Origin of the sequence: Sporosarcina koreensis (genome assembly GCF_001531445.1) — a bacterium.
GTDB lineage: Bacteria > Bacillota > Bacilli > Bacillales_A > Planococcaceae > Sporosarcina > Sporosarcina koreensis_C.
In genome coordinates this window covers 149,409-161,075 of record NZ_LQYA01000198.1, presented here as the reverse complement: position 1 = coordinate 161,075, position 11,667 = coordinate 149,409, and the positions used below count along the sequence as shown (strand labels likewise).

Sequence of the window (11,667 nt, the reverse complement as noted above, 5' to 3'; positions counted from 1 at the left end):
GGGTTTCCTGGATTTCCACCTGGCCAGGGCGGACCAGGATTTCCAGGCGGCGGGTTTCCAGGCGGTGGATTTCCGGGTGGCGGGTTCCCTGGAGGCGGATTCCCTGGAGGCGGATTCCCGCCGGGGCAAGGCGGTCAAGGTGGCCAACAAGCACCATCTTCCCCACCACCAAACTTCACACCATCCTATCCGGGTGGTAATCAAGCACAGCTTTTCGCAGTAGACCCTGGCGCAATTAGAGGATGCCTATTCAGATACACATTCGTCTGGACATCAAGACGAAATGGCTTCTGGTACTTCCCAACATTCGTCGGACGCACTTCCGTGGCAGGATACCGATGGAGACCTAGCCGTCGCAGATGGGAGTTTTTCGGAATCGATTTGAACCGGATTGACCAGTTTACTTGTTTTTGATGAAAAATCGCGGATCCTATTTGGCATCCGCGATTTTTCATTCCTTTCGTTGTATGCATATCTTGAAAGCTAGCTTCATATCTTAGCTTGATAGAGAACACATACTATCGAAGGGAGAAGAGAGTTGGATAATTGCATGCGCCTATATAATCATTGGATGAATGAATCTAGTTTAAGTAGTATTCATAAAAAGGAATTATACAATATTAAGGATAATGAAATAGAAATAAGAGACCGTTTTTATCAATACTTATCATTTGGAACAGGCGGGATACGGGGGTTGCTTGGCGCGGGAACCAATCGAGTCAACGTATACACAATACGCCTTGTGTCAGAAGGACTTGCCCTGTATGTCAAAGACTGTGGGAAAGAAGCCATGCAACGGGGTGTCGTCATCGCATACGACACAAGACATTTCTCAAAAGAATTCGCACTTGAATCAGCAAAAGTGCTCGGCAAGTATAATATACAAGTTCATTTATTTTCAGAAAGTCGTCCTACCCCCCAACTATCTTTTGCTATTCGCCATTTACATGCATTTGCCGGCATCGTCATTACAGCAAGCCATAATCCAGCTGACTATAATGGATTTAAAGTGTATGGTGAAGACGGAGGACAACTTTCTCCTACATCAGCAAGTAAAATTGAGAATCTGATGAAAACAAATACTGATATATTTTCTATTGGCATTGGAGATGAACATAGGTTAATTGAAATGGGTATTTTACATTTAATTTTGGATGAAATTGATAATGCCTATCATAACAAACTAAATAGTTTAACCAAAAACCCTTCCATCGCTAAAAGATTCGGGAAAGAGTTATCCATCGTTTATACACCCCTACACGGATCAGGACTTTTCCCCGTAATGAAAGGATTGGATTCATTCGGATTCCAAAATGTTTATATTGTTGAGGAACAAGCCAACCAGGACCCTAACTTTCCAACTGTCCGCACACCAAATCCTGAAGCTATTGAGGCTTTTAAATTAGCAATGGCCATGGGCAGCAAGATAAATGCCGACCTGCTAATCGCAACCGATCCCGATGCAGACAGGCTTGGCGTTGTCGTGAAGGATAAAGCCGGAAAATATGTACATTTAACCGGAAATCAAATCGGAGTTCTGTTACTGTATTATATCCTTCTTCAAAAAACATACAAAGAGGAACTTCCACATAACGGAGTTCTTCTAAAATCAATTGTAACTTCAGATATGGGACGTGCAGTCGGTTCAAAATTCGGTATTAAAACGGTAGAAACATTAATAGGATTCAAGTACATTTCGGAGAAAATCGAGGAATACAATAAAACCGGTGAATATAGTTTTTTATTCGGTTACGAGGAAAGTTGTGGTTATTTAATCGATGATTTCACGCGGGATAAAGATGCTGTACAAGCAGCTCTTCTAATAGCCGAAATAGCCTCGTATTATAAAGTTCTTGGCAAGACGATATCTTGTGTCCTGCATGAGCTGTATGAAGAATTCGGATATTTTCTCGAATCAGTTACGTCCTATCAAATGTTAGGGAAAGAAGGACAACTCCAAATACAACATTTGATGAAATTCCTTCGCAATGAACCCCTAACACTGTCTTCCTTAGTAATCGCGATTGAAGATTACTACGAGCAAAAGCGTTATTATTCAAGTGGAAGAATTGAACAGTTACCGTTGCCAAAGGCAGATGCCATTAAGTTTCATCTTGCCGACGACTCCTGGATTTGTGTTCGCCCTTCAGGGACGGAACCTACCGTCAAATTTTATTTTGGCGTAAAAAAAGAGACTTTAAAAGAAGCCTCACTTTCGTTAATCAATTTAGAGAAAGAATTTATGCATCATTTGTGTCAGTGCTGTTCCGATATGTTAATTACTAATTAGTTTGGTCTACTGCGTTACCCTGCCAATATTCAAGCAGGGTATTTTTTAATTACATTTACACTAGATGTTCAATAGACATACAGCTCATCATTAATGAAGTTATTCAGCTCTTCCAGCCTTCTTACAATCCACAATTTATTGCCTTCCTGAGCAATAATCGGTGGCCTTTCTTTGATAAATGGTGGATTGAAAACAATCGTGTAGGCTCCTACATTGTTATACACTAAAAAATCACCGGGAAGTGGTATTTCATCGACAAGCCCGATCGATAAATAATCTTTTTCCATGCATGTGTGCCCTACTACATTAAACCGGCCTTTCATATATTGTTTTTTCCCGATTCGCAAGTGTTTCATCGGAAGGTTAATAGAATGCATCGTTGGTTTGATGTTTTGAATTGTTCCGTTTACCAAAACAAAATGTTCGTCTTGATTTGTCTTCACATCAACTACTCTACAATAGAATTGAAAAGCATCTACAACCAATGATAAACCAGGTTCAATTATAAGCGTTATATTCTTTTCAAAATGAATCTTTTCCCTGTTAAGTATTACGCAAATCACTTCTGCGTAATCATCCATAGTCGGGACATAATCTATTTTCATTGAATCAGGAACATTTCCATACATTCCGCCGCCAATATCAATATACTCAAGCGTGCCCGATAAGTATTTCTTACCTAAATCACAAAGAGTAGTCGTTATCTTCTTATAGACTTCTAAACTTCTAGTAGTCGTTGAGAAATGTCCGTGCAGTCCGACAACAGTGACATTTTCCATTTCCTTCAGTTCATTAATTGCCTTCTCAAAGCTGCCATTTGTGGTACAGAAACCAAAACGGCTATTTTTAAATCCATTTTGCACGGGGTTGATTCCGTTCATTTCTATATCAAAATTCACCCGCAACCCAATCTTTATCGGCTTATTACTTTCTTTCATATACTTTTTTATAAATTCAATTTCATAGGACGAGTCAAGATTAACAATACTATCTCCATCCAAAGCCAGTTTAATATCATCATAACCTTTTAAAGGTCCATTAAAAATAATCTTTTCCGGTTGTACCCCAATTTTCAATGCCAAATCGTATTCCAATCTTGAGACAACTTCGGAATAAGCACCTAGTGTGGACATTTCCTTAAGTAACGCGGGTACATAGTTTGTTTTATACGAATATCCAATGATAACGTCCTCATACCGACTTTTGAATGCAGTAAGCATGTCAGCATAGTTTTTCCAAAGTCTATCAATATTAAACAAATAAAATGAGTCCCTATATGCTTTTTCCAATGAACAAATGATATCTAATTCACTTAACTCTTTTACTTTCCCTATCTCGACATTATAGGTTTCCAACACTTTTCCGCATGACCTCCCATATTTCCACTTATTGCATTTTAGTGACTTTATTCCAGTTATTCAAATACCAATCGATTGTCTTTTCAATACCTTGTTCAAATGTATAAGAGGGGGTCCATCCTAAATCATTTGTAATTTTCGTGTTATCAATGGCATATCTGCGATCATGTCCTAATCGATCTTCAACGAACTTGATCAAGCCTTCACTTTTCCCAATCTTATTAACGATCATTTTGACTACTTCTATATTTTCCCTCTCATTGTTACCTCCAACATTATAAACTTCCCCGATTTTCCCCTTATGAAGTATAGCTTCAATTGCAACGCAATGGTCTTCCACATATAGCCAATCCCTCACCTGTCTACCATCTCCGTAAATTGGAAGAGGTCTTTCTTGTAAAGCCCGATGGATCATACAGGGGATTAACTTTTCCTCGTGCTGGTTTGGTCCAAAGTTGTTAGAACACCTTGAAATTACAATAGGTAGACCGTATGTTTCATAATAGGCTCTGACTAGTAAATCAGATGATGCTTTTGAAGCTGAATAAGGACTATTTGGAGATAAATTTGTTTCTTCAGTGAAATAACCATCCGGTCCAAGTGTTCCATACACTTCATCAGTTGAGATTTGAATGAATCTAACATTGTCTTTGTATTGCGGATAGCTTTCTTTACTCAAACTGACTGTCCAATATTTTTTTGCAGCTTCCAGTAATACATGCGTGCCCATAATATTTGTTTTTATAAATATACCCGGACTACTTATACTCCGATCCACATGAGATTCAGCAGCAAAATTGATGACTACGTCAAATTTATAAAGCTCAAAAAGGCCATCCACTAATTTCGCATCAGTAATATCGCCTTCAACAAATTCAGTATTTGCTTCCAATGCGATATCCTCCAGGTTGGAAAGTGATCCTGCGTATGTTAATGCATCAAGAACTATAATCTTATATTTATGTTTTGCAGCCATATATTTGACGAAGTTCGAACCAATAAAACCGGCTCCCCCGGTTACTAATAGTTTCAATGGATGCCTCCTTTATATTTTGCTGCTTGCAATGTCCATGAGATACTTGCCGTAATCCGTTTTTAATAATGGTCTAGCTAATATGAGTAACTGTTCACGGGTGATGTATTTTCTCCTATAAGCAATTTCTTCAATACAGGAAACATATAGCCCTTGGCGTTTCTGAATGGCTTCTACGAAATTTGAAGCTTCCAACAATGATTCATGGGTTCCCGTGTCCAACCACGCTAACCCCCTACCCAAAACTTCCACTGTAAGTTCATTCCTATTTAAATATTCTTCAATGATACTTGTAATCTCCACTTCACCACGAGCAGATGGCTTCACTTGTTTCGCATAATCCACTACCCGATGATCAAAAAAATACAATCCAGGAACAGCGTATGACGATCTGGGATTCTTAGGCTTTTCTTCAATAGAAATTGCATTCATATTATCATCTATTTCAACAACCCCATATGCCCTTGGATTGTTGACATAACAGCCGAATATGAGTGCCCCACTTGAAAGTTCCGCTGCCTTTTGTACTCTATGTCCAAAATTGGAGCCATAAAAGATATTGTCGCCTAGCACTAACGCAACTGGAGAATCCCCGATGAATTTTTCGCCTATAATGAACGCTTCAGCTAAACCGTTGGGATGCTCTTGTACCTCATAATGTAATTCGATACCTAGATCACCCCCGTTGCCTAACAAATCTTTAAACCCCTCGATGTCTCTAGGAGTTGAAATGACCAATATCTCCCGAATCCCTGCCAGCATTAATACAGACAATGGATAGTAGATCATCGGTTTATCGTAAACAGGTAACATTTGTTTTGAGATGGCTCTCGTTAGAGGATAAAGACGAGTTCCAGAACCGCCCGCTAATAGAATCCCTTTCATCACATATCACTCGTTTGTTTAGTCTTTTTATAACCCTTTTTGATGATTTCACAAATCGATTGAACAAGTTCCAAACCGAGGTCGCCATAATAAGGGAGCGCCAATGTCCTCTGAACGGCTGCATTAGCTTGTAGAAGATTATCCGGATTTACGGACTCTAAGCCTTTATACCAGCTAAAACCGCTGCATAAAGGATAAAAATATTTCCTTGCGAATATATTATTTCTTTTCAATTCATCATGCAGCCAATCCCTGGATCTCCCGTATTTTTCTTCATTAATTTCAATGACAAAGTATTGATAACTACTATTGTCTTTTTCTGAGCTGGTCAGTATTCTAATTCCAGCAATACTAGCGAGGTACTGTTCATAGCTCTCCTTGATTGCATGCCGCTTCCCTCTTTCTTCTTTAACCAGCTTAAGAACCTCCAACCCGATAGCCGCCTGCACTTCATTCATTTTTGCATTTAACCCTGACAAAATAACGTTTTCAGGTCCATCAAGACCAAAGTTTTTCAACATTGCTAACTTACTAGCTACACGATGATCTTTAAAGATTAATGCCCCACCTTCAATCGTATTGAATAACTTCGTTGCATGAAAGCTGAACATTGTCATATCACCATAATCGCTTATTGGTTTGTCATCTAATTTCATGCCGAAAGCATGTGCTCCGTCGTAAATGACTTTTAACTGATACTTGTCTGCAATTTCTTGTATTTTGTTAACATTACAAGGATTACCAAATACATGCACACCAAGAATTGCGCTTGTCTTTTCTGTAATTAACCTCTCAATTTTTGTTGCATCGATTGTCATCGTCTCAGGTTCGACATCGCAAAAAACAGGTGTAAGACCATTCCAATCCAATGCTTGGACTGTTGCCGGAAATGTGAAAGGAGTAGTAATCACTTCACCTTTCAAGCCCAATGCCCGAAAGCCTAAGAGCAAAGCCAATGTGCCATTATTAAAAAGAGAGAGATGTTCAACTCCCAAGTAATCCTTCAATTCCTGCTCTAAAAGTCTTTCCTTTGCACCGTTATTCGTCACTCGTTTGCTCTCCCATATTTCATGTAAACTATTACTGATGACCCCTAAGTCAGGTAATAGCGGACGAGTGATATAAATAGGTTCAGAAATTTTATTAGCGATCATTTTTGCCTCCTTGTAAAGATGAAGTCGGTGTTTTACAAGCTGCCATCGTCAATTCTTTAAAGCCAATAACGCCTATTTGAGGCTTAAGCAATTCTTTCTCCACTGTTTCTCCCTTTAGCCACTGGATGATTGCTTTCGGTAGATTCACCCCTGCAATATGACTAAATGGATACCCCCCTCCAAAGCGTGCATTTAATTCTAAAATATAGGGATTCCCATTCACCATGAATGCATCAACGTCCAAATTCCCAATATGTTTTAGTATATTGCTTAATTTCTCTCCAACCTTTTCCAAACCTTCATGATATACCACTTCTGCACAATCAGTTTCTCCGGAACGCATTGCTATTTTTTCTTTACTAACAGTTACTTCGTAGTCACCTTGCAAATTATTTATGATATCCAGTCCGTATTCTTGTCCTTCCAGTTTCTCCTGAATAATGATACATGCATCAGCATTTTGAAGGGCTTCATAAGAAAGATAGGTAGATTGAATCGTCTTCAATGTTCGTTGATAAAATACAGTTAACTCATCAATATTATCTGCTTCAAAGATCGATATGGACCCCATTCCCCAGCGTGGCTTTATCATGAGTGGAAAATGGATTTCACCTTGCTTTACTGCCTTTAATGCATCGTTCACCTTCAAAAAGGTTGTCGGAGTGTTAAAACCTTTTTTTCTTAAAAAGTTGTAAGACTCCCATTTGTCATTACAAATTGCAATGACTTCTTCAGAAGAAACGATCACTTGAACGCCTATCTCTTCAAAATCCTTTTTATGCCTGGACAATATAAGTAAATCAAGGTCGAATAAAGGAATTAGCGCTTGAATTTCATTTTGCAGACAATAATTTTTGAGGAAAGGAATATACTCTTTTTCGTAGATTGAAGGAGCAACTATAGAGTAATCTCCTGAAATCATTGCAGTTGAAAGACGAGAACTATTGGCGACATGGACTTTACCTTTTCCATTCAGCGCCTCCTTAAAAAAGTTCACCAAATAACTTCTTCTGCCTGCTGAAGTGAATAGTATATTCAATGACTTCCCTCATTTCTAAATGTGTAGTAATAGGTAATTTACATTTCCTCTCTTGTCCATTTTCGCTATGGAAATAAAACATTAATCCTTCCGCTACCAGATTGTATGCAATGCGAATTGTTTTCATTCAATCAAGTAGAAGAGAAATCAATGGCCTATTTATACCAACCAAAAAAGCATGAGCGGAATATCCCGTTCACACTTTTAACTGCTCCTTCTTAGAGGTAAGCTTTCTTTTTTTTCAATACAATGGCAAATAAAATTTGGTAAACCACTCTAAGCTCTTGAACGTGAAGAATTTTACATAATACAACATACATAATGATGCCAATTCCTACTTGAGCAACTAATTTAACAAGATAATTAGCAGGTAAAATAAAGCCCAAACAGTAAACGGAAACACCCATTACGACAGCGATTATGAATGCGGGCAGTAGATCCTTCAGTTGTTCCTTAGTTGAATATCCAATTGCGGTTCCCGAAAAATAGCTATTCACAAAAAAAGAGAGAAAAGAGTTCAGCAGCGCAGCCATGATCAAACCGATGATTCCTAATTTCATTGTCAAAGCGAATAGAATGAGAACTGTTAAAATAACCTTCTTAACAACTTCGATTACTAAAAACAGATCCGACCTCCCTTTAACTTGAAGAATAGTTAAATTGAGCAGATGGATCGGATAGAGCATTCCTGCAATACAAAGCAATTGAAAATAGACAACGGAAGGCAGCCACTTATCCCCGATGACAAGTCCAAACAACGGGAAGGCAACTGCTGCTAATCCGGCCATGATTGGAAAGTATACGAAGGCGGTAGTTTTTATAACTTTTTTAAAGCTGAGTTTCAAACGGATGTCATCATCTTGAATACTGCTCAACACCGGGTAAGAAACTCTTTCCACCGCAGTGGAAATTGATAATGCTGCTAAATCTCTAAACTTGACAGCATTCGAATAATAACCGAGCTGCGTCGTGGAAAAAACTTTTCCAATGATGACGTAAAAGATATTATTGTAAAACGTATCAATTAAACTGGACACTAATAGCTTTGAACCAAATCCGAAGTATTTAGTAAATGATTGGTAACTAAAAGAAAGGGAAGGTATCCATTTATTATAAAACCATAATAAAATTGTTTGAACGAGTGCTGCTAAAATCATATTCATGACCAAGCTCCATACACCATAACCTAAAAGCGCCATTGTAATGGTAATGCCGCCTGAAATGGCAACCGAAAACACATTGATCTTTGTTAAGGTTTTAAAGTCTATTTTCTTTATGATTTTCACTCGTTGTATAATTCCCAATGAGTTAACAATGAGGACCAATGAAATGACCCTAATAATTGCGACCAATTGAGGCTCACTATAGAAATCGCTGATGGATGGAGCAAAGACGAACAGCAAGCCGTAGGCACAAAAGGAAATGAATAAGTTAAAATAAAATACTGTCGTATAATCTAATTGCGTTGTGTTTTTATCCCGGATTAATGCTTGGGAAAATCCACTGTCAATAACAATAGTTGATATGGTAATGAAAACAATAACCATACCTAACAAACCAAAATGATCCGGTAAAAGTAATCTTGCTAGAATAATCTGCAGACCTAACTGTATTCCGCCTTTGGACAGTAAGTCCAAAAAACTCCAAAACAAGCCGACAATCGTTTTATCATTAAGCGAGCTTTGATTCGGCATTCGATTACTCCTAATTGAGTTTTTCTATTGTAATACTTTCAAAGAAAAGACTTTAACCGTACTAACATAGAAAGCGACTTCGGAAAATAAATGTTGCCTGCAAATATGAATCTTTCTTTTCTATTCAAAGAGCTAAAGTACTCTTTATACTCCTCACTTTTCATCCTTTTTCTGTTTCCAGACAACCCCAAATTCAATACTTCGAACGGTACTTTAGCCTTTTTTATTTGATTATCATAGATATAGTTTGAATAACGATTAAAGTTATCCAGCAATTCAATATACCCCTGATTCCTGGCAATTTGTTTTTCCTTCTGGCCCTCTTCCTTCTTCCATTTATCCATCATAGAATTTTTAACTTCAATCCGATATACACCGAGATTATCATCTATGAAATGAGCGTATCCATGACTAGTAGTAATGAGCTTCAATGCGTTATCTCCTACGACCGCTGTATAATACCATTCAGGGGGATGATCCATGAATTCTCGCCGGTATATAAATGAGGAGGTTGGTATAAAACCAAGCAGTGCTAGTTCACCAGCATTATAATTAGATTTCGCTTTATTATAATAAAGATTACTTTTCTTAATTAATGACGGCTTTTTCTCTTCCTCTTTTTTTGCCCCTCTTACTAAAAAAGCATTATGAAAACACAATGTGCAAGTAGGATTTGCTTCCATATAATCAACTTGCTTTTGCAACTTATATGGATCTATCCAGTAGTCATCCCCCTCACAAATTGCGATATACTTACCCTTGGATTCCCGTTGAAGCCTTACGCTGTTTTGTCTAGCTCCAACATTTCTTTCAGAAGTAATGATGCGAATCTTATCCGGGTATTCTTTTGCATACTCTTCTACGATTTGAAGGGTACTATCCGTACTGCAATCTTCCCCGATCAGAAGCTCATATTGAAAATCCGTTATTTGCATTAGTACACTTTCAATAGCATCCCGAATGTAAGCTTCCTGATTGTACGTAATGCAATTCACACTTACTAAAACAGTCATGGATTCCCTCTTTTCAAATAATGGTCGTTTGATCCAATCTAGATCCATTCAACGCATGCAAGAGATTCTTTTTATATGCTTCCACACCAGGTTGGTCGAATGGATTAACGCCTGAAAGGTATCCGCTCATCGCACAAGACAGTTGGAAGAAATACACCAAATACCCAAAATGGAATTCATCAATTTTAGGGATTCTTAAAATGATATTTGGTACTCCTCCTTCCGTATGTGCCTGCAACGCACTCTCAAATGTTCTATCTTTAATATCATTCAATGTTTTTCCACCCAAATAATTTAATTGGTCCAAGTTACATTCCCACTCTTCAATTAGTAAATCCTGTTGCATTTCATCTACTATAATATTTGTTTCGAAAAGATCGCGCCTACCTTCCTGAACATACTGCCCCAACGAATGGAGGTCAGTTGAATAAATTGCTGTAGCAGGAAAAATGCCGCTATGTTCCTTCCCTTCACTCTCAGCGTATAATTGTTTCCACCACTGCAATAAATACTGAAAACTAGGCTCATAGCTAACGAGAATTTCAATTGTTTTATCTTTTTCATAGAGGATGTTGCGCACAACTGCGTATAGATAAGCTGGATTTTCCTGGATTTCCGGATTACTTAGCATTCTTCTCGCAGCAATCGCACCCCGTATAACTTCATCAATACAAATTCCGCTCACTGCCATCGGAAAAAGTCCTACAGCTGAAAGTACTGAAAATCTCCCACCAATATTCCTCGGTATGCTAAAAGTTTCAAATCCTTCTGTTGCAGCAATATTCCTAAGCAAGCCATTTGCTTGATCAGTCGTGACATAGATCCTTTCACGCGCACCTTTCTTTCCATATCTTCTTTCAAGAAGCTCTCGGAATATCCGAAAGGCGATTGCCGTCTCCAATGTCACACCAGACTTTGAAATTACATTTATCGAAAAGTCTTTATCATGCAGCAGGTCTTTCAAGTCTTTTATATAGGTTGCGCTCATATTATTTCCGACAAAAAAAATTTGTGGAACTGAACGACTTTCTGCCGTCAAGTAGTTCTGAAAACTATGCCCCAACGCCTCGATTGCTGCCCTTGCCCCTAAATAGGACCCACCAACTCCAATGATGAGAAAAATATCGCTGTCAGCCTTTACTTTCATGGCAGCTTTTTGAATTTGATAAAGTTCTTTTTGAGTAACATTATATGGATGATC

The 11,667-nt window shown here is 38.2% G+C and carries 9 protein-coding genes and 1 pseudogene; 2 read left to right on the top strand and 8 right to left on the bottom strand.

Annotated elements, in window-relative coordinates; all coding sequences use genetic code 11:
- Both AWV70_RS23065 and AWV70_RS18690 read left to right on the top strand, forming a co-directional pair.
- A pseudogene (locus AWV70_RS23065) lies at nucleotides 1-414 on the top strand (hypothetical protein); the annotation flags it as partial.
- 124 nt (nucleotides 415-538) lie between these two features.
- Nucleotides 539-2,290, top strand: coding sequence for a phospho-sugar mutase (locus AWV70_RS18690; RefSeq protein WP_235588749.1), 1,752 nt, complete (start codon nucleotides 539-541; stop codon nucleotides 2,288-2,290).
- Between the two features lie 68 nt (nucleotides 2,291-2,358).
- Here AWV70_RS18690 and AWV70_RS18685 read toward each other — a convergent pair whose 3' ends face one another.
- The 8 genes from AWV70_RS18685 to AWV70_RS18650 form a co-directional block, all read right to left on the bottom strand.
- On the bottom strand, nucleotides 2,359-3,648 hold the full coding sequence (locus AWV70_RS18685; RefSeq protein ID WP_235588748.1) for a diaminopimelate decarboxylase: 1,290 nt from the start codon (nucleotides 3,646-3,648) through the stop codon (nucleotides 2,359-2,361).
- 28 nt (nucleotides 3,649-3,676) lie between these two features.
- Entirely contained in the window at nucleotides 3,677-4,681 is a 1,005-nt protein-coding gene (gene rfbB / locus AWV70_RS18680; protein ID WP_082713705.1) for a dTDP-glucose 4,6-dehydratase, read from the bottom strand.
- 12 nt (nucleotides 4,682-4,693) lie between these two features.
- On the bottom strand, nucleotides 4,694-5,566 hold the full coding sequence (gene rfbA / locus AWV70_RS18675; protein WP_060210040.1) for a glucose-1-phosphate thymidylyltransferase RfbA: 873 nt from the start codon (nucleotides 5,564-5,566) through the stop codon (nucleotides 4,694-4,696).
- Nucleotides 5,566-6,720: a DegT/DnrJ/EryC1/StrS family aminotransferase gene (locus AWV70_RS18670; RefSeq protein WP_060210039.1), complete on the bottom strand. Its 1,155-nt coding sequence runs from the start codon at nucleotides 6,718-6,720 to the stop codon at nucleotides 5,566-5,568. Before AWV70_RS18670 ends, rfbA begins: the two co-directional genes overlap by 1 nt.
- A complete protein-coding gene (locus tag AWV70_RS18665) occupies nucleotides 6,710-7,759 on the bottom strand; it encodes an ATP-grasp domain-containing protein (protein ID WP_060210038.1) in 1,050 nt (349 codons plus the stop codon). Before AWV70_RS18665 ends, AWV70_RS18670 begins: the two co-directional genes overlap by 11 nt.
- 218 nt (nucleotides 7,760-7,977) lie before the next feature.
- The gene (locus AWV70_RS18660) at nucleotides 7,978-9,453 is read right to left on the bottom strand and encodes a lipopolysaccharide biosynthesis protein (RefSeq protein ID WP_060210037.1); all 1,476 of its coding nucleotides are present in this window, start codon (nucleotides 9,451-9,453) and stop codon (nucleotides 7,978-7,980) included.
- 38 nt (nucleotides 9,454-9,491) lie between these two features.
- Nucleotides 9,492-10,466, bottom strand: a complete 975-nt coding sequence (locus AWV70_RS18655; protein ID WP_060210036.1) for a glycosyltransferase — start codon at nucleotides 10,464-10,466, stop codon at nucleotides 9,492-9,494.
- Between the two features lie 13 nt (nucleotides 10,467-10,479).
- The coding region (locus tag AWV70_RS18650; RefSeq protein WP_060210035.1) for a glucose-6-phosphate isomerase at nucleotides 10,480-11,667 on the bottom strand (1,188 nt) is incomplete at its 5' end.

Bases quoted from the DNA above. Each gene is read 5' to 3' on its own strand.
- rfbA (WP_060210040.1), bottom strand. From the start codon at position 5,566: ATGAAAGGGATTCTATTAGCGGGCGGTTCTGGAACTCGTCTTTATCCT.
- AWV70_RS18670 (WP_060210039.1), bottom strand. From the start codon at position 6,720: ATGATCGCTAATAAAATTTCTGAACCTATTTATATCACTCGTCCGCTA.
- AWV70_RS18660 (WP_060210037.1), bottom strand. From the start codon at position 9,453: ATGCCGAATCAAAGCTCGCTTAATGATAAAACGATTGTCGGCTTGTTT.
- AWV70_RS18655 (WP_060210036.1), bottom strand. From the start codon at position 10,466: ATGACTGTTTTAGTAAGTGTGAATTGCATTACGTACAATCAGGAAGCT.